General features: G+C 40.9%; 22 protein-coding genes and 1 riboswitch. Of the genes, 15 read left to right on the top strand and 7 right to left on the bottom strand.

Translation table 11 applies throughout. From position 1 onward, the window contains the following. Positions 1-46 precede the first annotated feature (46 nt). The 4 genes from ABWW58_RS10265 to ABWW58_RS10250 all read left to right on the top strand — a co-directional run bounded on the left by ABWW58_RS10265 (position 47) and on the right by ABWW58_RS10250 (position 3,456). Complete coding sequence (locus ABWW58_RS10265) at positions 47-730, top strand: SatD family protein (RefSeq protein ID WP_353869047.1); 684 nt, start codon at positions 47-49, stop codon at positions 728-730. Then, positions 723-1,448 (top strand): hypothetical protein, encoded by a 726-nt coding sequence (locus ABWW58_RS10260; RefSeq protein ID WP_353869046.1) that lies wholly within the window; start codon positions 723-725, stop codon positions 1,446-1,448. Before ABWW58_RS10265 ends, ABWW58_RS10260 begins: the two co-directional genes overlap by 8 nt. Before the next feature lie 407 nt (positions 1,449-1,855). Beyond that, positions 1,856-2,605 carry a DeoR/GlpR family DNA-binding transcription regulator gene (locus ABWW58_RS10255; RefSeq protein ID WP_353869045.1) on the top strand — a complete coding sequence of 250 codons (750 nt, stop codon included), beginning with the start codon at positions 1,856-1,858 and terminating at the stop codon, positions 2,603-2,605. A gap of 32 nt (positions 2,606-2,637) precedes the next feature. Further along, the gene (locus tag ABWW58_RS10250) at positions 2,638-3,456 is read left to right on the top strand and encodes an HAD family hydrolase (RefSeq protein ID WP_353869044.1); all 819 of its coding nucleotides are present in this window, start codon (positions 2,638-2,640) and stop codon (positions 3,454-3,456) included. A gap of 180 nt (positions 3,457-3,636) precedes the next feature. On the opposite strand, the gene ABWW58_RS10245 is transcribed toward ABWW58_RS10250, so the two are convergent. From ABWW58_RS10245 to ABWW58_RS10235, 3 genes are all read right to left on the bottom strand, one after another. Then, complete coding sequence (locus ABWW58_RS10245) at positions 3,637-3,975, bottom strand: RpnC/YadD family protein (RefSeq protein ID WP_353869043.1); 339 nt, start codon at positions 3,973-3,975, stop codon at positions 3,637-3,639. 39 nt (positions 3,976-4,014) lie between these two features. After that, positions 4,015-4,935: an RpnC/YadD family protein gene (locus ABWW58_RS10240; protein ID WP_353869042.1), complete on the bottom strand. Its 921-nt coding sequence runs from the start codon at positions 4,933-4,935 to the stop codon at positions 4,015-4,017. An 88-nt stretch (positions 4,936-5,023) separates the two neighbouring features. After that, the gene (locus ABWW58_RS10235) at positions 5,024-5,383 is read right to left on the bottom strand and encodes a hypothetical protein (RefSeq protein WP_353869041.1); all 360 of its coding nucleotides are present in this window, start codon (positions 5,381-5,383) and stop codon (positions 5,024-5,026) included. Between the two features lie 610 nt (positions 5,384-5,993). Between ABWW58_RS10235 and ABWW58_RS10230 the strand changes: the two genes are divergently transcribed. The 6 genes from ABWW58_RS10230 (at position 5,994) to ribH (ending at position 14,047) form a co-directional block, all read left to right on the top strand. After that, a complete protein-coding gene (locus ABWW58_RS10230) occupies positions 5,994-7,205 on the top strand; it encodes an acetate/propionate family kinase (RefSeq protein WP_353869040.1) in 1,212 nt (403 codons plus the stop codon). A gap of 224 nt (positions 7,206-7,429) precedes the next feature. Then, on the top strand, positions 7,430-10,123 hold the full coding sequence (gene adhE / locus ABWW58_RS10225) for a bifunctional acetaldehyde-CoA/alcohol dehydrogenase (RefSeq protein ID WP_353869039.1): 2,694 nt from the start codon (positions 7,430-7,432) through the stop codon (positions 10,121-10,123). 299 nt (positions 10,124-10,422) lie between these two features. Then, positions 10,423-10,560: riboswitch (FMN riboswitch) on the top strand. A gap of 139 nt (positions 10,561-10,699) precedes the next feature. Further along, on the top strand, positions 10,700-11,758 hold the full coding sequence (gene ribD, locus ABWW58_RS10220) for a bifunctional diaminohydroxyphosphoribosylaminopyrimidine deaminase/5-amino-6-(5-phosphoribosylamino)uracil reductase RibD (protein WP_353869038.1): 1,059 nt from the start codon (positions 10,700-10,702) through the stop codon (positions 11,756-11,758). Continuing rightward, positions 11,759-12,385, top strand: a complete 627-nt coding sequence (locus tag ABWW58_RS10215; RefSeq protein ID WP_353869037.1) for a riboflavin synthase — start codon at positions 11,759-11,761, stop codon at positions 12,383-12,385. It abuts the gene before it with no gap. Beyond that, on the top strand, positions 12,378-13,580 hold the full coding sequence (gene ribA, locus ABWW58_RS10210; RefSeq protein WP_353869036.1) for a GTP cyclohydrolase II: 1,203 nt from the start codon (positions 12,378-12,380) through the stop codon (positions 13,578-13,580). Before ABWW58_RS10215 ends, ribA begins: the two co-directional genes overlap by 8 nt. Continuing rightward, entirely contained in the window at positions 13,580-14,047 is a 468-nt protein-coding gene (gene ribH, locus ABWW58_RS10205; protein ID WP_353869035.1) for a 6,7-dimethyl-8-ribityllumazine synthase, read from the top strand. Before ribA ends, ribH begins: the two co-directional genes overlap by 1 nt. 108 nt (positions 14,048-14,155) lie before the next feature. Here ribH and ABWW58_RS10200 read toward each other — a convergent pair whose 3' ends face one another. Then, on the bottom strand, positions 14,156-14,833 hold the full coding sequence (locus ABWW58_RS10200; RefSeq protein ID WP_353869034.1) for a type 1 glutamine amidotransferase: 678 nt from the start codon (positions 14,831-14,833) through the stop codon (positions 14,156-14,158). Between the two features lie 143 nt (positions 14,834-14,976). Beyond that, the gene (locus ABWW58_RS10195; protein WP_353869033.1) at positions 14,977-15,588 is read right to left on the bottom strand and encodes a YczE/YyaS/YitT family protein; all 612 of its coding nucleotides are present in this window, start codon (positions 15,586-15,588) and stop codon (positions 14,977-14,979) included. A gap of 121 nt (positions 15,589-15,709) precedes the next feature. On the opposite strand from ABWW58_RS10195, the gene ABWW58_RS10190 reads away from it, so the two are divergent. Both ABWW58_RS10190 and paiA read left to right on the top strand, forming a co-directional pair. Further along, positions 15,710-16,162: a MarR family winged helix-turn-helix transcriptional regulator gene (locus ABWW58_RS10190; protein ID WP_353869032.1), complete on the top strand. Its 453-nt coding sequence runs from the start codon at positions 15,710-15,712 to the stop codon at positions 16,160-16,162. Positions 16,163-16,187: 25 nt separating this feature from the next. Continuing rightward, positions 16,188-16,706 (top strand): spermidine/spermine N(1)-acetyltransferase, encoded by a 519-nt coding sequence (gene paiA / locus ABWW58_RS10185; RefSeq protein ID WP_353869031.1) that lies wholly within the window; start codon positions 16,188-16,190, stop codon positions 16,704-16,706. Between the two features lie 72 nt (positions 16,707-16,778). Here paiA and ABWW58_RS10180 read toward each other — a convergent pair whose 3' ends face one another. Together ABWW58_RS10180 and ABWW58_RS10175 are read right to left on the bottom strand one after the other, a co-directional pair. After that, positions 16,779-17,588, bottom strand: a complete 810-nt coding sequence (locus tag ABWW58_RS10180) for an ATP-binding protein (protein WP_353869030.1) — start codon at positions 17,586-17,588, stop codon at positions 16,779-16,781. A 30-nt stretch (positions 17,589-17,618) separates the two neighbouring features. Then, positions 17,619-18,203 carry a cob(I)yrinic acid a,c-diamide adenosyltransferase gene (locus tag ABWW58_RS10175; RefSeq protein ID WP_353869029.1) on the bottom strand — a complete coding sequence of 195 codons (585 nt, stop codon included), beginning with the start codon at positions 18,201-18,203 and terminating at the stop codon, positions 17,619-17,621. Positions 18,204-18,638: 435 nt separating this feature from the next. On the opposite strand from ABWW58_RS10175, the gene ABWW58_RS10170 reads away from it, so the two are divergent. The 3 genes from ABWW58_RS10170 (at position 18,639) to ABWW58_RS10160 (ending at position 23,995) form a co-directional block, all read left to right on the top strand. After that, positions 18,639-20,669 carry a dipeptide ABC transporter ATP-binding protein gene (locus ABWW58_RS10170; protein ID WP_353869028.1) on the top strand — a complete coding sequence of 677 codons (2,031 nt, stop codon included), beginning with the start codon at positions 18,639-18,641 and terminating at the stop codon, positions 20,667-20,669. Between the two features lie 61 nt (positions 20,670-20,730). After that, on the top strand, positions 20,731-21,870 hold the full coding sequence (gene uvrC / locus ABWW58_RS10165; protein ID WP_353869086.1) for an excinuclease ABC subunit UvrC: 1,140 nt from the start codon (positions 20,731-20,733) through the stop codon (positions 21,868-21,870). Between the two features lie 217 nt (positions 21,871-22,087). Further along, positions 22,088-23,995 (top strand): heavy metal translocating P-type ATPase, encoded by a 1,908-nt coding sequence (locus tag ABWW58_RS10160; protein WP_353869027.1) that lies wholly within the window; start codon positions 22,088-22,090, stop codon positions 23,993-23,995. Positions 23,996-24,069: the final 74 nt, after the last annotated feature.

Here is a 24,069-nt window from a genome sequence, read left to right as displayed (position 1 = left end):
GATGGCTAAGTATGGATGATGTAGAATTTGTTACAAGGAGGATGCTATGTTCTTTTTTGATTTTAAACCTTACATTGCTGTTATTGGTGATCTCGTAAACTCAAAGGAAATTGATGATCGACAAAACGTGCAGCAAAAAATGAAAACAACACTGAATGAAATTAATACAATTTATGATGAAGATTTGGCATCTAAATTTATGATCACGCTGGGTGATGAATTTCAGGGACTGCTCCAAATTGGAAATCATGCATTTGAAATTATTGAAAGAATTGAACGTGAATTGTATCCGTCAAAAGTTCGCTTCGGTATTGGAGTCGGTCAAATAACGACAACGATTGATCGCGACATACCTTTGGGCGCGGACGGACCGGCTTATTACAGGGCAAGGAAAATGATTGATGAGTTGAAAGCAATGGAAAAAAAGAAGATGGAATCCAAGCTTACAATGAAAATAGACATTGAAGGTTATGACGATATTTCAGTATTAATGAATACCATTTTTTCACTAAATGCAGTATTGAAATCAAAATGGACAGTCAGGCAGCGAGAAATTATTTATGCTTATTTGAAGCATGGCAGGACACAAGTTGACACGGCGAAATATCTCGGTATTAACCAATCGAACGTTCAAAGGGCCCTAGCAAGCGCTAATTTTTTCACTTATCAAAAAGTTGTAGTGAACATTACAGGAATTTTATCAAAAATAAAGGGGGAAGAAGATGTTTAGAGCGTTCTTTAGCTTCTTTTTGCTTATCCATACTCTGGGCTATTTTTATTTTCAATGGGACAGGCCACATGGAAATAAAACAGTTGGCTATGCATCAATCATGCGGCAAGGCTTTATTTATTTGCTTGTTTCTCTGTTATGTCTCATTCCATTTTGGTCCACACCTCTCCTCATATCAGCACTTATCTTGCCGGTTCTGTATTTTCTGTTATCTAATGTCACATTCTTTATGAAACAAGAAACAAATCCTAAACAGTTTATCAGAGATCAATTAATTATTCTTGGGTATATCACAGTCGCAAGTTCGCTGCTGGTTTTTATGGGAGCTCAAATGAAACTGCTGTTTCCCCTACAGGTATTCTTTACAAAAGTTGCATTGAATCCATTTAAAGGACTCGCGTGGATGGGCCTTTTATTACTGGTCATGCAGCCCGCAAATGTTACCATAAAAAAATTAGTTGAAAGATACCGTCCGGCGCCTATCGGACAAGACTCAGATTCTAATAAGGCAGGAGCACTTATTGGAAGCCTTGAACGTATTATTATTCTGTTGTTAATCAATGCAGGTCAATATTCTGCAATTGGCCTCGTACTGACGGCTAAATCGGTTGCAAGGTATAATAAAATAATCGAAGACAAAGCGTTTGCAGAGTACTATCTCATTGGGTCTCTTTTGAGTACATTGTATGCAATCAGCAGTTACTTAATTTTTATGTAACAACCAGGGTCCCAATAAATCAACATTCTGCTCTTTAACGCCGTTGATAACAAACGAGTGGGAATAAAGTAGATACCTCATTTGGTGTTGAAACATTGATTTAACAGAATTTGTTGCGATGTAAAATGGATAAAAACTGGTAAAAATGATATAATTCTCTGCCAAATCCCTGCCAACCTGTTCGTTTAGGCAGGAATTTTTGTGTCAACTTTTATGGGTGAGAGTCTTCGAAGGATACAGGTGTATTAACATCCCCACAGCTTACTTTCAATTAAACTTTATTCCAGACAAACAGTTAATCACCAATAAAAACGATAAATGCTTATAAATAAATCAATATACATATAAAATACTTGAAAATCATTTATTTTTATTTATAATTAGATTGAGCAAGGGAGGAATAAACGGTGCATCAAGAAAAAAGGATCGCCCTCATCAAACAGTTAGTGACGAATCAGCAAGAAATTACGACTAAAGAAATCATGGAACGGTTCAATATATCTCAAGATACAGCGAGACGGGATATCATATTATTGACAGAACGAGGTGAGGCAAGACGGACTCACGGTGGTATTCTGGCTATCAATTATGGGACCAATGTTCCTAATTATGAAGATCGACTTCAGAAATTTACAAAGCAGAAAATTCGAATAGCAATGGCTGCACTAAATTACATTAAGAACGACGGTGTTTATTTTATTGACGTATCTACAATTTTGCTGAAACTATGTCAGAATCTTAATAAAAAAGTGACCGTTTTTACTCACTCTTTGGATAACAGTTTTGCTTTAGCGGAGCAACCCGAAGTCTCAGTAAATCTATTCGGTGGCAGATTACATCATAAGAATCGATTTTTCTACGGTTTAGACGTTATGGAAAAGATTAATGATTTAGTGTTTGATGTGGCTTTTGTTGCCGCTTCCGGAATTGATGAAAGAGGAATTTATTTTGTTAATGAAGAAGATGCTGAAATTGTTCAACGTGTGGTCAAGCATTCTAGAAAAGTAATACTTGTTGCTGAAAATCACAAATTTGATAACCATTCCTTTTATCGTGGCAGTGAAATGAAAGATATTGATGTGTTTATTACCGATAAAAATTTATCTACTGAACAAAGAGCTTTTTTTAGCAATGATACAAGAATAGAAATTGTTTAGGATAATCGAAAGTTAGCTCAGGAGGTCTCATAATGAATCAGGTTAAAATTATTTTTTCAGATATGGATGGAACACTTTTGAATACGTATGGCAAACTATCAGAAAAAACGATTCAAAGTGTACGTCAGATTTCTCAAAGGGGGATTCCCTTTATCCTGGCTTCAGCGCGCGCGCCAAAAGAAATGATCGAAGCAGTACGTCAGTTAGACCTAAAAACCCCTCTAGTTAGTTACAATGGAGGGATAATCTACAAATATAATTCATCAGGTGACTTACAGATACTGGACAGTGTTCCACTGGAAAGAAAGGAAATGCAATCTATTTATTTAGAAATTCAAGAAAGATTCCCAGACGTTAGTCTAACTGTTTACTCAGAAAACACTTGGTATGCGCAACGTTACGATGAAGGTGTTCAAGCAGAAATTCAACTGACAGGTTGTAAACCGGTATTGGCCGATTTTAATAATTTAATCCTGAAAAGCGACCACACTTTCCATAAGATTATGATTATGGGTGACGAATCGACATTGAATCAATTAGAGAATGAACTCAGGAAGCATCTATTTTCCAATACAGCTATTTATCGGTCGTCCCTCAATTATCTGGAGATTACTCACGTAATGGCTAACAAACTTACAGCAGTAAAAAAAATTGCAAAATATTATCACTTCACTAAAGAAGAAATAATGACCATTGGTGATAATTATAACGATTTGGCCATGATTGAATATGCAGGTATTGGTGTTGCTGTTAAAAATGCTCCGAAAGAAATTCAACATGTGGCCAACCTTATTACTGAAACGAACGATAATAATGGAGTTGCATATGCCTTAATGAATTACATCAATTAATCATGTAACTTTGAGAGGTGAAAATTTAAAAATGGTGAAGGAAACTGTTTGAAATGTGGCAATAGAATGACAAAAGTAGCAATAATTACTCCCGGACTTGGAAAACTTATGCTCAAAAATTTGAAATCCATTTTCTTTAAAGAAAAACATACAAAGGTTTCAGCTTTCCTTATTTGGCGCTTACTCCTTGAGCTTGATGATTTCTTCTATTGATAATCCAGTTAATTCGGAGATGGTTCGTGATTCCATTTGCTTTTGAAACATCCGCAGCGCCATCTCTTTTTGAGCCTCAGCAATCCCTTGAGCAATCCCTTGAGTTATCCCTTCAGCCTTACCCAATGCCTTACCTTGAGCCACACCTTCAGCTTTTCCTTTCCTAACCCCACGATCATAGAATGAATTCGGCCATTTGATTACTTGTTCTTGCTCATCTTTAGGCAATGCATGAACTTTCTTCATGAGTTGATCCACCTCATTATCAGTCAAATTTAAATAAGTTTCGAAAAATCCGTTGATCATGCTGTTGCGTGCTTCACCAAGTTGTAAAGCACGCCCATTTTATAGTTCGTTACCATTTTTCAGCTTGATGATTTCTTCTATTGTTAATCCGGTCAACTCGGAGATCGTGCGTGGATCCATTTGTTTTTGAAGCATGCGCAGCGCCATCTCTTTTTGAGCCTCAGCAATCCCTTGAGCAATCCCTTCAGCCTTACCCAATGCCTTACCTTGAGCCACACCTTCCGCTTTCCCTTTCTTCACCCCGCGATCATAGAATGAATTTGGCCATTTGATTACTTGTTCTCGTTCATCTTTAGGCAATGCATGGACTTCCTTCATGAGTTGATCCACCTCATTATCAGTCAAATTTAAATAAGTTTCGAAAAATCCGTTAATCATACTGCTGCGTGCTTCATCAAGTTGCAAACGGGCCATCTGTCTGAGAAAGGAGAGTCGAACAGCGACACGTTCTTTGTTTTTATAATTCATTTTACTCATCAAAGCGGCACTGACAGGATTGTTGCTGTGCATAAATGTGCGCCAGTTCATCCTTTTTAATTCCATCTTGAAAAAACGAAACGTCATGGCATCAAGGAATGGTGTCTTGATGACGAATTCATTGGGTTCATCTCTAACTCCATCATAGCTGAAAATGGCAATCGGTAAAACAGGTTTTCTGAATTTTAGATAAATCATTGAAAAATAGGTGAACATGCGTTGCGGGAAGTGCTCTTGATGCGTATTTTGGGCTTCGACATGAATAATGAGCACACAGTTTGTTCGGTTCTTTTTAAACCGTGTTTCAGCAATCACGTCGGCACGTTTCTTATCACCGTCAATGAGATCCGGAAATAATTCTTCAGATAAGAACTTCTTATGCGACAGATCGAGAGCATGGAAGACTTCTGGGAAAAAAGCTTCGAGAAATTCGTCAAAAAAGTTATGCAGCAATTCTTTGAAAAGGCGGTCGTGATCAGTCACTCGATCATGCTCCTTTGGGGAAGGGATTGGATGTGGAGGAGAGGCTTGAATCTAAAAAATAATTGAACTCAATTTCGTCAGAATGTAATCAGAAAAAGTACAGCGGCTGGTTCTCTTGAACAGCGCGTTCCATGCCGCCGATGAGTGAACGAATTTCCTGTTTAAAGTTTACTTCCGGCCAATGAGCAGTTAACTCATTTAATCGCGGGGCTATGCGTTGACATTCTTCCACAGATAAGATACCGTCGCAGTCCGAATGATTAAGCAACGGAATAATCGGATCATTGAAATCAGCGAATGGGGTCGTTCCGCCGAAACCCTCCATTTGATTTAAATTCATGCCGATCTCAGAAGCAAGCATTTCCCTGAATTGATGAAAGAGCCCGTAAGACCAATGCGCGTCACAGTGACTGAAAGTGAGGCCGATACATATCACTCCTTTTGTCATTTCTTTCATTATTAAGTAAACGCGAATCACTTGCAAACGACTAAAATGATAAAAAGGAGTTGGTGTCAGGGCTTACATAGGGTGAAAATACATATGCTGGGTCAAAAACGTTCAAGAAAAAGAGTAAAAACAACGAAACTGCTAGTCTGTACTCACTTTTTTAGACACACAAAAAAATTTCACTTAAAAATTTATAAGTTAAAATATTCTTTGGCGAAAACGTTTACACACAGTGCATTATGTGCTATATTCAATTTGTAAATTGTTAACGGTTACAACAGGGTTGTAAAAACAGTTGCAAATAAGGGAAGTGTTCAGCAACCATAATAAGCAAAAGTTTTTTTGGCTTTTGTAGTCTTTGCATAGAGCATTTTTAATGGGATTTATGTGAAAATATTCACAAATAATACTGCTTTAAAAAATGAAATGCCAGAAAGGAGCAGGTACGATGACTTAATCATTTCAAACGATGGATGGGATCATGAACAATTATTTCCATAAAATCACTAGGCCAAAGCGACAGATACTGACGCGCGGTTCATTTGTATTTTCATTGGTTGCATGGATCATTTCTTAGATCATAAGTTTAGTAGTACAGGAGGTGAATGAGATGTCTTTGATTTTGGCGATCAATGCGGGCAGTTCGTCACTCAAATTTCAACTTTTGGATATGCCTTCAGAGAAATTAGTGACGAAGGGTTCTATTGAACGCATTGGTTTGTCCCGTTCGATCTTTACCATCAACGTAAAGGGGAAAAAAGTTCAGGAAATCAATTTGATTCCTAATCACGAAACGGCTGTTCGTTTGCTATTGAGGCGACTGATTTCCTACAAAATCATTCAGTCGTTGGATATGATCAAGGGGGTTGGTCATCGTGTCGTTCATGGTGGTGAATTTTTTTCCGATTCTGCATTGGTGACGGACGACGTTATTAGAGAAATTGAAAATCTCTCGGATCTCGCACCGCTGCATAACTCTGCTAACCTCATTGGAATCAAAGTGTTCTGCAAGGTTCTACCTGGTGTACCGGAAGTTGTCGTGTTTGATACGGCTTTTCACCAGTCAATGAGTGAAGAAACCTATTTATATAGTTTGCCCTATAACTATTACCAGGATTTTGCCGTGCGTAAATACGGGTTTCATGGAACGAGTCATAAATATGTGGCTGCCCGTGCGGCCAAATTATTAAAACGGCCGATTGAGACTTTAAAACTGATCTCCTGCCATTTGGGTAATGGTGCAAGCATCACAGCGATAAAAGGCGGTAAATCCGTCGATACATCAATGGGTTTTACGCCATTGGCCGGTATAACAATGGGGACTCGGTCTGGAGATATCGATCCGGCCCTGATCCCCTATATCATGGATAAAACCGATATGAATGCGTCCGAAGTCGTGACTATACTGAATAAAAAAAGTGGCATGCTCGGCATTTCGGGTGTTTCGAGCGATCTGCGTGACATAGAAAAAGAGGCCGAGCAAGGCAACCATCGGGCAAAACTAGCCATTCGAATTTTTGTTGAACGCATTCAAAAATACATCGGGTCTTATACAGTAAAAATGTCAGGAGTGGATGCAATTATTTTTACGGGGGGAATCGGTGAGCATAGTTCGATGATTCGTCGGGAGGTCCTACATGGTCTTGAATTTATGGGTGTATTTTGCGAGGAAAAAGCGAATCAGATGAACGGACAGGAATTAGTGATAAGCAAAGCGGATTCACCAATTAAAGCGTTAGTCATTCCCACTAACGAAGAGTTAATGATCGCCTACGACACGTTCAGATTAGCCCCAATGCATCTGAGGGAAAAATCAGGGTGATAAATTTGGTTGCAGGTTAGTATACTTTATGTGAAAAAAGTCACAAAACAGCACTGATTTAATTAGTAATAAGGCTACTATGTAGGGGTAATTTTACACTGGTAAGAATGTATAAAAAAATTAAAGATTCAAGGAAACGAGTGTACAACTAAGCCTCTGTCTGCGCCAAGGCTTGCCAATCGGCGAGTTTTTTAAAATAAAAATAAAAAAAGGGAGTTTTTAAAATGGAAAAATTAGTAAAACCTAAAGTGACAAAAGTTTTGTCTGAAGATGAAAAAAAGGCTTTGATGGAAGAAGCGAAAAAATATACATCCGGATTGGTCGATAAAGCCTTGGAAGCAGAAAAAGCATATGCCAAGTTCACACAGGCACAGGTTGATAAGATTGTTGCTGCAGCAGCTCTGGCAGGATCAGAAGCAGCTTTGTTGCTTGCACATGAGGCAGTTGATGAAACCGGACGCGGCGTTGTTGAAGATAAGGACACGAAAAATCGTTTTGCAACTGAAAATGTTTACAATACAATCAAGAATGACAAAACAGTCGGTGTGATTCATGAGAATAAAGTTGCCGGAGAAGTTCAAATTGCGGCTCCATTGGGGGTATTGGCAGGGATTGTGCCAACGACTAATCCTACCTCAACGACAATGTTCAAATCATTACTGGCATTGAAAACACGCAATGCGATCGTTTTTGCCTTTCATCCGCAGGCACAAAAATGTTCTGCTCATGCAGCCAAAATCGTATATGATGCAGCCGTAGCCGCCGGCGCACCTAAAGATGTTATTCAATGGATTGAAAAACCGTCGCTTAACAATACAACAGCTCTAATTCGCAATACCAAAATCGCTTCTATATTAGCAACCGGAGGCCCGGGGATGGTTAATGCGGCGTTGCAATCAGGTAATCCGTCCATGGGTGTCGGTGCCGGTAACGGGGCAATATTTGTTGACCACACAGCGCATCTTGACCGGGCAGTCGAAGATTTGCTGCTGTCGAAACGATTTGACAACGGAATGATCTGCGCTACTGAAAACTCAGTGGTTGTTGAAGCACCAATCTATGATCAATGGATGAACAGAATGCTGGAAAAAGGCGCATACCTTGTTCCTCAGAAAGATTATCAAAAAATAGCTGATTTCGTTTTCAATGACAACCATGGTGTAAACGGACCGGTTGCCGGCAGACCTGCTCGATGGATTGCGGAACAGGCAGGTGTCATTCTTCCGGAGGGCAAGGATGTTATGTTGTTTGAGCTTGACCCGAAGAACATTGGCGAAAAACTCTCCTCTGAGAAGCTTTCTCCGCTGCTGTCTGTTTATAAAGCTAAGGATCGTGATCAAGGTGTTAAAATTATTGCAGCTCTTTTGGATTACCAAGGAGCAGGACACAATGCAGCGATTCAAATCGGCTCACAGGCAGATCCGTTTATCAATGAGTACGGCGAAAAGACTAAGGCCGCTCGAATTCTAGTAAATCAACCGGATTCAATCGGAGGAATTGGCGATATTTACACAGATGCACTGCGTGCAAGCTTGACTTTAGGAACAGGATCATGGGGGAAAAATTCATTGTCACATAACTTATCAACTGAAGACTTATTGAATATCAAAACCGTCGCAAAACGTCGTAATCGTCCGCAATGGGTTCGCTTACCGGAAAAAATATATTATGAAAAAAATGCTATTTCTTATCTCCAGGACATTGAAAAAGTTTCACGGGCATTTATTGTTGCGGATCCGGGAATGGTTAAATTTGGTTTCGTTGACAAGGTTTATGAACAGTTGGAAATTCGAGATAATGTGGTAAAAACGTCGATCTATGGAACCGTTCGACCTGATCCAACACTGGGGCAGACGATCGAAATCGCGAAACAAATGAGCGAGTTCCAACCGGATACAGTCATTGCGATCGGCGGTGGATCTGCGCTGGATGCGTCTAAAATTGCCCGCTTCATCTATGAGTACTCACTGGAACAAGAACCCGGATTCTTAGACAGCTATGAAAAAGTCAGTGAGCTGTTCACGCGTCTGCAGCAGAAATTCATTGATATCCGTAAACGAATCGTTAAATTCCATCATCAAACGCAGACCCAGTTGGTTGCCATCCCGACAACATCCGGAACAGGGTCTGAGGTAACGCCGTATGCGGTAATCACAGACGATAACACACATGTTAAATACCCATTGACCGATTATGAACTGACACCGCAAATTGCCATTGTCGATCCGGAATTTGTCATGACCGTTCCGAAAAGAACCGTTGCTTTGTCCGGACTGGATACACTGTCTCACGCTTTGGAAGCTTATGTTTCAGTTATGGCATCTGAATTTACACGTCCGTGGTCATTGCAGGCAATTAAACTTGTCTTTGAGAACCTGGAAGAATCGTATAAGTATGATCCTAAAAACCCGACGCTCTCGGGCGAGCAGGCACGCGAAAAAATGCATTATGCTGCTACTTTGGGTGGTATGGCGTTTGCCAATGCCTTCCTTGGCATCAATCACTCGATTGCACATAAAACCGGTGGGGAATTTGGATTACCGCATGGTTTGGCCATTTCAATCGCAATGCAGCATGTCATTCGTTTCAATGGTGTCTCCGGCAGAGTAAAACGGACGCCGTTCCCTCGTTACGAAGTATATCGTGGTCAAAAAGACTATGCCGACATTGCACGTTCATTGGGCATGCAAGGAACGAGCGATGCAGAGCTGGTTGAAGCATTTTGCGATAAGATAGCGACTTTAATGAAAGCTCTGGATGTTGTGCCTAAACTGTCGGCCAATGGTGTGACGCAGCAACAATTTGACGATGCACTTGATAAATTGGTTGACTTGATTTATAACGACCAGTGCACACCGGCCAATCCGCGTCAGCCGGGATTGGATGAACTAAGACAATTGCTGATTGATCAGTTTTAATGAATATGTTTATTAGCATTAAGTAGATCTGGAGCATAAGCCCGATTCTACAGGGGTTGAACAAATCTGTTTCGGATTTATTGCGTGGAACAAGTGAAGAAATTGACCTCCTAAGGTGAATGAACAAAATTCACTTTAGGAGGTTTTTTTCGGATAAAATAGTTACCGGAATATCTATTGCCGAAGCCATTGAAACTCAAGATCATGCACGAGCATCCGCCATCCGTAATGCACATTTGAAAAAGCTAAAGAGTAGACAGATCAAATGTAATGATTTAGTATTACTTAGTAAAGTTGAATATATTCTTCGGGGCAGGGTGTAATTCCCGACCGACGGTAATAAGCAAGTAAGCTTAAAGTCCGTGACCCGCAATTTTGCGGTGGATCTAGTGAGAGTCTAGAGCCGACAGTTAAAGTCTGGATGGGAGAAGAATTTAGTATTATTGCAATTCTAACTAGGATTGTATCTTTTTTGCTATGGTCTAGTTAGATAATAATAAAACTAAGTTTAGTTTGTGTTGCCCCGTAGATGACTACGGGGCTTTTTGCATCTTTAAAAGAAAGGGGGACGTGCAATTGGATGAACGGTTCATGAAAAAAGCAATTGAGCTGGCTAAAAAAGGTGGTCGAAACACGTATAGAAATCCACGAGTAGGTGCCGTTATTGTGAAAAATAATCGCATTATTGCAACCGGCTATCATGCGAAATTTGGTGATAAACATGCCGAAAGAATGGCCATTGATCATTGCGCTCACCCCGAAGAACTGCGCGATTCAACTTTATATGTCACTTTGGAACCCTGTGCACATTACGGAAAACAACCCCCATGTGTACAAGCGATCATCGACAGCGGGATTAAGCGCGTGGTCATTGGCCAACGCGATCCTAATCCGATTGTTGCTCATAAAGGCGCAGCGATTTTAAAAGCCCATCAGATTGACGTGAAAATCAATTGTCTCACTGATGAAGCTGAATCACTAAATAAGCACTATAACTATTTTTATCGGCATAAGAAACCGTATATTGTGTTGAAACAAGCCCTTAGTTTAGATGGAAAAATAGCAGCTAAACCAGGTGAACGAACGGCGATTACCGGTAAACGGGCGAATCAATTTGTGCATGAAGAACGACGTGACTATCAAGCGATACTAGTTGGAAGTGGTACGATTTTAGCAGACAATCCCATCTTATTACCTAGTGAAAACAATGATTATCCACCCATTCGAATAATCTTAGACAGAAGCGGGAAGACATTGCATTTTGAAGCATTTAAAGTATTTGAACATCCGGAGCCGATTTGGATTTTTACGCAACGTGCATTACAAGAAGAGGTACCTGATAATGTGAGAATTATCCAAACGGATGATTTCTCAATACCAAAGATTGTGGATGATATTGGCCAGCAAGGGGTGCAATCCATCTATGTTGAAGGCGGCGCGCAGATTCATCATGAATTTCTGCAAGCGCATTGTTATGAAGAAGTGATTACTTATCTCGCGCCTAAATTAATTGGCGGTATCGGTTTATCAGCGTTTTCTGGCAACGGAATGATCGATCGTGAAACTAATTTGACCTTCAAAAGTATCGAACGTATTGGTGAGGATTTACGAATTGTCAGTGAGAAGGTGAAGTAAGTGTTTACAGGGTTAATTCAAACGGTCGGGAAAATAAAACGAATGAATAAGCAGCAACATCACATCAAGTTGACGGTATCTGTAGAAGATACGGAGCGATTAAACGGTTTCAAAATTGGCGACAGCATGGCAATTAACGGTGTTTGCTTGACGGCAACGACTGTTGCGAAGGACAGCTTTTCAGTTGATGTTATGCCGGCAACTTTTCAGAAAACCACTTTTTCGCGAATGAAAGAAGGCACTTTCGTTAATTTAGAGCGAGCCATGTCTCCAGATGATCGATTTGAAGGGCACATCGTCTCTGGGCATGTTGATCGAACCACTCGATTAATTCAAAAAATGAAGTACGAAAACTCACTTAAATTAACCTTTTATTACCCACCAGAACTACAAGGTGAAATTATTCCACAAGGTTCAATTGCGATCAATGGTACGAGTTTGACGGTTGATGATGTAAAACCGGGAACCTTTACCATATCTTTGATCCCTCATTCTTTAGAAAATACGAATTTTGACCGCTTAGTAAAAGGCGATTACGTCAATTTGGAGACCGATATGGTCGGTAAATATGTGAAGTCACTATTGAGAACGACAATTCATTTAAACGAGGAAGGGTATCATGCGTGAAGAAAAGATCATACATGCGGTTGAAGCGTTAAAAGCAGGTAAGTTAATCATTGTTGCTGATGATGACACTAGAGAAGCTGAAGGCGATTTAATCGGGTTATCGCGTAAAGTGACCCCCGAAGCAGTTAATTTTATGACCAAAAACGCTCGAGGATTACTCTGCGCGCCCGTAACAAAGCGGATTGCACAGCGGTTAGCACTGCATGCGATGACTGCTGAAAATTCCGATGCCTTTGGAACAGCTTTTACAATTAGTGTTGATCATAAAGATACGACTACAGGCATTTCAGCATTTGACCGAGCGAAAACGATAAAGGCGCTCGCTGATCCGACTAGTGAGCCAAGCGACTTTTTACGGCCGGGACATATTTTTCCACTTGTTGCTGAAAATGCGGGCGTTTTGAAAAGAAGAGGCCACACGGAAGCAGCGGTTGATTTAGCAAGACTGGCTCATGAAGAGTCCGCTTATATTTGTGAAATTCTAAAAGAAGATGGAAAAATGGCTAGAACGGCCGACTTAAAAGAGCTGGCTCGGAAATGGCAACTCGATTTTATAACTATTGCCGAGTTAAGTGACTATTTAACGCATCAAAATAAGTCTGCCGATGTCACAGTCAAATTACCTACTAAATACGGTAAATTTAAATTATCGCTCTACCTAGACTATGAAGGAAAAGAACAGCTGGTCCTGTCAATGGGGGACTTAAAGAAGAGCAAGGAACCCCCTTTGATTCGCGTTCATTCAGAATGTTTGACTGGAGATGTATTTGGTTCGCATCGCTGTGACTGCGGCGAACAATTAGATCAAGCAATGAAACAAATTGCTGAAGCGAAAACAGGCGCCGTTTTATATTTACGTCAAGAAGGCAGGGGAATTGGCCTACGAAATAAGCTAAAAGCATACAAACTTCAAGAAGAAGGTATGGATACCTATGAAGCGAACGTTGCTTTAGGATTCTTACCTGATGAACGACACTATGAGCAAGCGGCATGGCTATTAAAAAATGAAGGGGTTTCAAAAATTAAGTTACTCACCAATAACCCGGAAAAGATAGCAGAGCTGCAGCAACATCATATTGAAGTTGTCGAACGTGTACCACTCGAAACAACGGTTTATCAAGAAAATAAGCATTATTTAAAGACGAAGCAAGATAAATTTCATCACATGTTATCATTAGAAAAGGGGATTAAATAATGACGGTTTATGAAGGAAAATATCAAGGAGAACATGTCAAGGTTGCCATCACCATTGCTCGTTTTAATGAATTGATCACATCAAAATTACTTGCAGGTGCTAAGGATAATTTGATAAGACACGGCGTTGATGAGAAGAACATCGATGTTTACTGGGTACCGGGTGCCTTTGAACTGCCGTTTATCACCAAAAAAGTAGTAGCCACTCAAAAATATGATGGGGTCATCACTTTAGGTGCTGTCATTCGTGGTGCAACCACACATTATGAACTCGTAAGTAATGAAGTGGCCAAAGGCGTAGCGCAAATCGAATTAAATTCAGATATACCCGTCATGTTTGGCGTACTGACCACGGAAACGATTGAACAGGCAATTGAACGCGCAGGTACGAAGAGTGGAAACAAGGGGAGTGAAGCGGCGCAAGGATTACTTGAAATGGTATCGCTAAATGAATTGATCGCAAAATAAAAAATCCTGAATGGCTGCAGGATTTCTATCATTCGTTTTCAGCTGATGTTTTTAACGCTTTTTCCTATCGGCTTTTTGGGGAGTTACTTCAACGAGGAGTAGCTCTTTTTAAATTGACTTATTCTTAACTAAGTAGTCTAGGAGTTTAACTAAAACCGTTTTGTTTTGTTCAGGAATACCAAAGTCGGTTATTTCTTCAGCGCTTTGCACAAATTGTGAGTGATCAATATAATCTCCGTCATGGGTCAGTAATCCCTGAACACTTTTAGTGGTCATTTCCAGATGAAATTGCAAACCAATCACTTTTTCACTGTAGATAAATCCCTGATTTTGACATGCCGCGCTGCTAACTAATCGTTCAGCTTGATCGGGAAGTTCAAATTGCTCCCCGTGCCAGTGAAAAACAGTCAGTTCCTCAGGTACAAACGGTAACCTTGACGAAACAGAACGTATCGGATGCCAGCCTACTTCTTTATCGCCCTGAATAACAGAGGCTCCTAATGCTTTAGCAATCTGTTGAGCGCCTAAACAGACGCCAAATACAGGTTTATTCTCGGAAATAGTCTTACGGATTAATCTGCGCTCTCCTTCAATCCATTGTTTATCCTGATCATTTGCACTCATTGGTCCGCCGAGTATGATCAGAAATTCAAGATCATCGATCTGCGGTATTGAGGGGGGTTCATAAAGTTTATGCACGCGAAAGGTATGGCCCTTGCTATTGCCCCATTCTTCAATAGATGCAAGTCCCTCAAAGGGAACATGCTTTAATACGTCAATATTCATGTCGTCACCCACTTTATCGATTTTGCAATCCGTCAATTTGAATCTGTTTATCTTCTTATATAAATTATATCAGTATAGTTATTGATAGTTAATAAGACATAATTTTAAACCATTTCTTTCGGGTTGTGTGTGCACCTGGGTTTTCATCTTTCCTTGCAAAGCGTTTTTTTGTGAGACCTATTATTTTTTGTCAGTAACATAAAGTAATTGAGTAGAGGTCCCCCGAAACAAACCGTTAATAAAGTGCCAACACCAATAGGGCCATTTAAAATGATTGCGATCATCAAGAATAGAAGGTAAATAAATGTCCTGGAAAAGAATAGAGTGGTTCGCATCAATTCTTGAATAATTAACGTTAATCGATCAATTGGAATGGGCGCAAAGTTTGTATGTAAATAGATTGCGGTTCCTAGTCCTATAACAACTAATCCGACGCCAAACCAAATAGCTTTGCTGTACCAGTGCACCGGTACTGGCAAATAGTGCACTAAAAAAAGCCACATATCAATACCCATGCCTGTTATAAAGGAGGTTACCAACCCAAGGATTTCCGGTTTTTGTCTGATTAATAGGGCATTCAAACTGATTAATAGTAAAGCGATTATGATTTCCCAACTTCCTACGGTAAGTCCCACATTTTTAGACAGGCCTACCAAAAGGGCATCAAAAGGTGAAGCGCCAAGCTCTGATCGGATCGTGAACGAAATACCGAGGGTCATGATTAAAATTCCTAGTACATAAAAAACAAGTTTCACTTTATTCGGCCTCTTCCTCTTTATCATTGCTTTTTGTTGCAAATGCATCAAATTTGGATTAAATTTACTATATACCCTAGTTGTTGCACTTGCAATAAAAATATGTGTAAAGGAGTAAATGATGAAGGAAATTCTCCGTGAAATTGGAATAATTGCCAGAGCACTCGATTCGATAAGCAACATAGAATTTAAAGAACATGGACTGACCAAAGGACAGTATTTGTACCTTGTGCGAATATGTGAAAATCCAGGAATCATTCAAGAGAAATTGGCTGAGATGATCAAAGTGGATCGAACAACAGCAGCTCGCGCGATCCAAAAACTTGAAATGAATGGCTTTATTGAAAAAAAAGACGATAAAGAGAATAAAAAAATAAAAAAGCTCTTTCCAAAAGAGAAAGGAAAAACCATTTATCCCTTTATAAAACGGGAAAACGACTATTCCAATTTCGTTTCATTAGCTGGACTTTCCGAAACGGAAGTGGAGACGATTTTTAGTCTCCTTCAAAGAGTAAGAAAAAATATAGAAAAAGACTGGGACTTTGTAAAAAAAGGAAACAAGCGAAATTATTGATGTGAAAAAGGAGCCGATCGATCAAATGACGATACGTATAAAAAAGTGCTGTCGTGAAGAGTTACAATTACTGCAAGAACTAAGTAGTGAAACGTTTCATCAAACATTTAGAGATCAGAACTCACCTGAAAACATGACCGCCTATTTGGACAGAGCATTTAACACAAAACAGTTGAAAAAAGAATGGTCGAACCCCTATTCAGAATTCTTTTTCATCTACCTCAATCAGGAACTTGCTGGCTATTTAAAGATCAATACCGATGATGCCCAATCTGAAAAAATGGGCGATGAATCACTTGAAATTGAGCGAATTTATATAAGAGATACGTTTCAAAAGAGAGGTCTCGGAAAATATCTCATGAACAAAGCGATGGAGATTGCCAAGAATCAAAATAAAAAGGTGATTTGGCTAGGTGTTTGGGAGAAGAATGAGAACGCAATAGCCTTCTATAAGAAATTTGGATTTGTTCAAAGTGGCGCTCACTCTTTTTATATGGGTGATGAGGAACAAACGGATTTAATCATGAAAAAACACTTGTTTTAATCAGAAGAATGAGACAGATGAATCAATTGCCGCTCTATTTATGAACGCTTATGCATGGCAGACACTCGTTTCTTAAGCATCATCATCGATAAAGTTTGCGAGTCGATAGCTGTATTCGCCTTCTAAGTGCACGAGATCCTCTCGGGCCATATTCTCAATCAATCGGTCGGTAATTTTAGGGCCATATTCCAGATAGAGTTCAGAGAGCGATAGATTGGTCGTGACGAGCAGGCTTTTTGATAGACGCGCATTGAGAATCGTAAACATCAGCTCTTTTGACCAAGCGGTTATCCCTTCTGCACCGATGTCATCCAAAATCAACAGATCAGCATCGGTGATGAATTTCATTAAATCGCGTTCACTGAGGGCACTGTCTTTTGTCCAGGTTGATTTAAAGACCAGCTTTAGAGTAGGAACATCCAGAAATAAGCACGTTTTATTATAGTTTTGATCGAGTAGTTTACTGATACCAACAGCTAAATGAGATTTTCCAAGGCCGGGTTTGCCATAATAAAAGAGTCGCGCTGGTTGATTCATTTCCATTTTTTGTATAAAGTCAACGGCATGTTCCATGGCCTGAATCTGTGACGTATTCTTAGCAGAAAAGTTTTTTAATGTCGCTTGCTTTAGGGCACCATTAATTGTCGACAGCTCGTGAAATCGTTCACGTTTGACTCGATCGGCTGCTTCTGTTGCTTGGCGCGACAAATCACAATCACAGTGTTCCGTTATGGTCGTCCACGAACCTTTTTGAGGTCCTCCAATTATGCGCATTTTATATACGTTAAGCACTCTGCCACACTTTTGGCAATGTGTTGCTCTTACGAACGTCTGCGTCAAATCAATACCATTTTTATTGAATAGATTGGCTATTCTTTGCATCTTTTATCCACCTCTGCGCGAAAGCTAGCGTTACTTTTTGGGAAGCGGTTTGTTCTTTCGAAAGACACGGGCACTGCGAACGTAGGCAACATCCTTTACATGCAGACGAAAATTGGCAACGCGCGCCGCAGCGAAGAAATAATCAGAAAGTCGGTTGAGGTACTGCAAAGGAAGATACGCCGGCGCATCCTCCATATTCATGAGATGCACAACGCAGCGTTCGGCTCTTCTTGCCACTGTACGGGCAATATGGAGTGAACTCGATGCAGGAGTTCCTCCGGGAAGAATGAAGCGTTCAATCGCTGGTGCTTCATCAGTCAATGCATCGATCCGCTTCTCTAACCAATCGACCATTTCTTGTTTTAATTGGCTTGGTCGCTCCTTAATCACGCTTGCAAGATCATTGCCGCAGTCAAACAATTCATTTTGAATCTTCTCCAAATCAGCCAATAAGTCTTGAAAAAGGTTGGGATCGAGTTGGGCAACCGCCAATCCGACAAAGCAATTGGTTTCGTCAACTGTTCCATATGCCTCAATACGAAGATCATCCTTATTTCTACGGCCACCAATGATACTTGTCTGACCCTTGTCACCTGTTCGCGTATAAATCGCCATGTTTTCCTCCACCTTCATTGATCAATAGCTGAAACGCAAAGCGTAGCGCATCCTGATTTTTTACTGGATCACTTGTTATTTTAGTGATAATCATTATCAATTGCAAGTAGATGACAAAAAATCGATTAGAGAGCAACTAAAGTTGAGGAAAATTGTTGGACACGATGAGCACCATTTGCGCCTTGCTCAATCGTTGTTTTATGAGATTAATCGTTAATCAGCAGTTAGATTGGTCACAAAACTGTCATGGATAATAAACGATAAAGGTAAGGTATTAATTGAAAATGAGAATCACTATCACTATAATTTTAAGTGAACCATGTGACAATAATCACTTTGTTATAGTGAACACGTTGTGATGATCGATCCATTTAATAGATTGCATACATTGGGCGACTATATAGAAACAAGGCAAGCATAAGAGGGAGGCTAATTATGGAGGAAGAAACTTTGCTCAAAGTTGACGACTTACATCTATCTTTTGGCACGTATGGAGGGGAAATCCAAGCGATCCGCGGGGTGAATCTGTCACTTCGAAAAGGTGAAATACTCGGACTCGTCGGTGAATCCGGCTCTGGAAAATCAACGCTGGCAAAGGCAATGATTGGCTTGCTTTCCAAAAAAAATACACGAATTAAAAAAGGACGTATCCAATACAAAGGATTAGATTTGGTCGGGGCGAAAGAGTATGTCCTACGAAGTGTTCGCGGACGAGAGATTTCGATGATTTTTCAGGATCCAATGACTTCATTGAATCCGACGATGACGGTAGGCAAGCAAATTATGGAGGCTGTGAGGACGCATCGGAAACTGCCGAACCATGAAGCGAAAGAGCAGGCTTTACAACTGTTACAACGGGTCGGAATCGAGGATGCCGATCTGCGTATGAAGCAGTACCCGCATCAATTTTCCGGCGGCATGCGGCAGAGGGTGATGATCGCGATTGCACTCGCTTGCCAGCCGGATATTTTGCTTGCTGATGAGCCGACGACAGCGCTTGATGTCACTGTTCAAGCACAGATTATTGAGCTGCTGAAGGATATTCAAAAAGAGAACGGCATGTCCATCATTTTTATTTCGCATGATCTCGGTGTGATTGCGAATGTGGCGGACCGGGTAGCGGTCATGTATGCGGGTAAAATCGTTGAGATTGGAACATCAACTGAGGTTTTTTATAATTCTAAACATCCTTATACGTGGGGGCTGCTCAGTGCAACACCGAGTCTGGAAACAAGCGGTGATGAGTTATACACGATTCCAGGCGCTCCACCGAATTTGCAACTGCCGATTCAAGGGGACGCGTTCGCACCGAGAAATAACTATGCAATGAAAATCGATCAACTAAAACAACCACCGATGTTTCGGGTTTCCGATACACATTTTGCTGCGACTTGGTTACTGCACCCCAAAGCGCCGTCGGTAGAAGTACCCATGGAGATTCGTAGGCGCGGGCAGCAGGACGACAGCGAACCATTCGTCGAAAACAAGAGACATAAAAAAATAAAGCACACAGACAAAATCATGCTTGAGGTCAATCATTTGAAGAAATACTTTTCAAATGGGAACAGTCAGCTGCGCGCCGTTGATGATCTTTCACTCAAACTGTATCAAGGAGAGACTTTTGGCCTTGTCGGTGAATCCGGATGTGGCAAATCGACTCTGGGACGAACCATCATGGGCATTTATAAAGCTTCAGGCGGCAGCATACAGTTGGAAGATCAGCCGTTTAGCGATCCACATGGCAAACGCATGAGGCGTGCCTTTTATCAAAAGGTACAAATGATTTTCCAAGATCCTTACTCTTCATTAGACCCACACTTAATGATTGGTCAAATTGTCGCCGAAGGAATTGTTCTGAACGGTCTTGCAAAAAACAAAAAAGATTTAGAAAAGCAGGTCGCTGAACTCCTTACAACGGTTGGTTTGGACCCAAACTTTGCTCAGCGCTATCCTTATGAACTTTCCGGTGGTCAGCGTCAGCGGGTTGGTATCGCTCGGGCTCTCGCTGTTCATCCGAAGCTGATCATTGCGGATGAGCCCATATCAGCTCTGGATGTTTCGATCCAAGCTCAAATCGTCAACTTATTAAAGAGGTTACAAAAGGAACGCGGACTCACACTTTTATTCATCGCTCATGACCTTTCCATGGTCAAGTATATTAGTGATCGAATCGGTGTGATGCATGCGGGCAAGATCGTTGAATTGGCACAGGCCGATGACTTGTATCATTGCCCACTCCATTCTTATACTGCGGCATTGCTTTCGGCGATTCCGCAAGCAGATCCACTGCGCGAGCAGCATAAAAAAAGACTGATTTTTCAACAGGATCAGCAAAAGGCAGAGGAAGCAGCGAAGAAGAGGCTGCGCCAAATCGTTCCCGGACATTTTGTCTCCTGTGACGAAAGTGAAGTATCCGTATTAAAGGAGAAGTATGCGCGGTTAAACAAGGCTGGAAGACTTAGTTAAAGGATGAGTAGTTCATGGAGTTGAACGGGGTTAACGCGTACGAAGGGTTCAGGTGATAGCGATGAATCCATTGATCAGAGAAAAACTAGTGCTGCTTCCGGAACTGCCCGGTTGCTATCTGATGGAGGATCTTAATGGCAATGTTATCTATGTTGGGAAGGCTAAGCGGTTAAAAAGACGTGTACACTCCTATTTTACAGGTATGCATAATCCAAAAACAGCAAAATTGGTTAGTGAAATCGCAAATTTTACGTTCATTGTGACGTCGTCTAACGTAGATGCGCTTATTCTTGAAATGAATTTAATTAAACGATACCGTCCTAAATTTAATATCCTGTTGAAAGATGATAAAAGTTACCCATTTATGAAGATCACGGATGAGCGGCATCCTAGGCTGATCATTACGCGACTGGTGAAAAGGGATAAAGGAAAGTATTTCGGTCCTTTTCCGAATGTTAATGCTGCTAAAGAAACAAAGAAACTGCTTGATCATCTGTATCCTTTAAGAAAATGTCCGCTTTCCGCTACTCGTCCTTGTCTTTATTATCAAATGGGACAATGCATCGGGTGTTGCGCACGAACAGTCAGCAAAGAAGACTATGATCAAGTCATTCACAAAATTATTCGTTTTTTTAATGGCGGTTATAAAAAAGTTGAGAAAGATCTAGAACTGAAGATGCGCAGGAGTGCTGAACAATTGGATTTTGAAAATGCTCGGAAATACCATGAGCTGATTGATTCGATTAAAGCGACTATGGTGCGTCAGAAGATTAATCATTTGGATTTTGTGGACCGTGATGTATTTGGCTATGCCCATCAAAAGGGTGTGCTGTGTATACAGATGTTTTATATACGGCTTGGAAAACTGATTCAGCGACGCTCCACATTTATTTGTTTATCAGATAATGAACCGGAGTCAACCGTGATGGACTATATTGAACAATTTTACCGGGATGAGCGTCATAGCAAACCTAAAGAAATTTTCTTACCGGAAATCATTGACGAAGCGTTGATCCAATTGATCCGAGAGGCTTTGCCGATACGCATTGTCTGTCCCAAACGAGGCGATAAAAAAGATTGGGTACAGCTCGCCTGTCAGAATGCCCGCATAGCCCTGCAACACAAGCTTTCTTTGTTGCAATCTGAATCGACTGCTGAAAAAAAGGGTTCATTGCGCAATATATCGAGCTGCCCGGATTGATTTGGTTTATTTAGAGCATTGAAATGAAAAGCGGTTATCTCAAAAAATTCTAAAATGATTGTGAGGAGAGAAAAATTAATTGTTCTCTCCTCTTTTTCAATAGGATCCGGTGCAATGATTTTGAAAGAAACAGTTGAAAACTTTAATTTCTTGATACCCATTAATTTCTTAAGCATGGTCTCTGTGTATCCTAGAGATACAGACAGGGGGAGGTATCATGAATAGTCAAAGGTGGTTGCAACAGCATAAACAACACATCATCTTTTCAAGTGGTGTTTTGATGGTTTTCGGTATGATAAGCAAAGTTTTTCTTCATTGGGAAATGGGCTATGCAGTGACTTTTATCGCAGCGTCGATCTTTGGATTTATCCCTATCACGATTCATGCATGGCAAGCGTTAAAGGTTAAAGTTATCAGTATCGAATTATTAGTCAGTATTGCTGTGATTGGCGCGTTTTTCATTGGTGAGTATAGCGAGTCGGCCATCGTAGTCTTTCTGTTTTTACTTGGAAGCGATCTGGAGCAGAAAACGTTGCAGAAAACGCGCAACTCGATTAAATCACTGACTGAAATGGTGCCAACGAAAGCCTGGGTTTACCAGAAAAATGGTGACGTACGTGAAACGGTTATTGATGAGGTCAACACGGGTGATGAACTGCTGGTGAAAACCGGAGCTCAGGTACCCGTGGATGGCGTGCTTATCTCTGGCCATGGCTATGTAAACGAAGCGAGTATCACAGGCGAATCCCGCATTATTGCTAAGGAGATCGGAACCAAACTTTTTGCCGGAACACTTGTTGACAATGGAACGTTACGAATGAGGGCAACCCGTGTAGGTGAGGATACGACATTTGGTAAAATCATTGAACTGATTGAAGAAGCTCAGGATACGAAATCGCATGCGGAAAAGTTTATTGACCAGTTCGCCCGTTTTTATACACCGTTCATCTTCATATCAGCTCTAATTGTTTGGGGACTCACGCAAGACATTCGCCTGGCGATTACGATTTTAGTACTGGGCTGTCCGGGCGCTTTGGTTATCGGCGCTCCGGTATCCAATGTAGCCGGTATCGGTAATGGCGCGAAACACGGTGTTTTAATTAAGGGTGGTGAAATCACGAACACCTTCAGTAAGGTGGATACCTTAGTTTTTGATAAAACAGGCACGTTGACCAAGGGGCAAACCGAACTTGTTGAAATGAATCCCGTTTCGGATCAAAAATTCGGATTTGCCTTTGCAGCCGCGATCGAAAAGGAATCGGACCATCCGCTTGGTGCGGCAATCTTAGCCTATGCACAGAAGCATGCCATTGACTACCGTCATTTAAGGGTTACGCAAACGCGAGTAATTAAGGGCAAAGGGATCAAGGCGGTCGTGGAAAATAAATCGGTCTTGGTTGGCAACCGTATCTTGTTAACTGAAGCCGGTATTCGACTGAACGCCGAACAGGATCAACGATTGATCGACATGGCGGAAAAGGGACTATCCACGGTATTAGTAGCAGTTGATCAGCAGTTGGTGTTACTGCTTGGAATCGCCGATACGCCGAGAGTCGGGGTTAAGGAAGCTTTAGCAACATTAAAAAAGATAGGAATCAGGAAAACGGTGATGCTGACGGGCGATAATACGAGGACTGCACAAGCAATCGCGCGCCAGGTTGGTATCGAGGAGGTTCATGCAGAGCTTTTACCGGAAGATAAGCTGCGTTATATCGAAGATCTGAAGCATACCGGTCACAGAGTTGCGTTCATTGGAGATGGTGTCAATGACAGCCCATCTATTGCCGCTGCACCTATCGGCATTGCCATGGGCAGCGGAACGGACGTTGCAGTGGAAACCTCAGATATCGTTCTGATAAAGTCTGGATTTGACGAGCTTGTCCATGCTTATGGCTTAACGAAGAAAACGGTAAAAAATATGAAAGAAAATATCATGATCGCGATCGCCACGGTTGCTTTCTTAATGACCGGTTTGATTTTCGGTTATATTTATATGGCGAGCGGCATGCTTGTCCATGAAGTGAGTATATTAGTGGTCATCATTAACGGGATGCGTTTATTAAGCTACCGTACGAAGAACGTAGCAAAAAACAGGGCATCTTCGCTAATCATTTCGAAAAGTTGATACCTATCAATGTATTCATCAATCATTCACCGTATGCTAAGAGAAGAAAGAAAAAAGAAGGAAGAAGGGGTTTG

The sequence above is a fragment of the Sporolactobacillus caesalpiniae genome (genome assembly GCF_040513385.1).
GTDB lineage: Bacteria > Bacillota > Bacilli > Bacillales > Sporolactobacillaceae > Sporolactobacillus.
The sequence above is the reverse complement of the archived record's forward strand: the minus strand, read 5'-3'. Positions and strand labels throughout refer to the sequence as shown.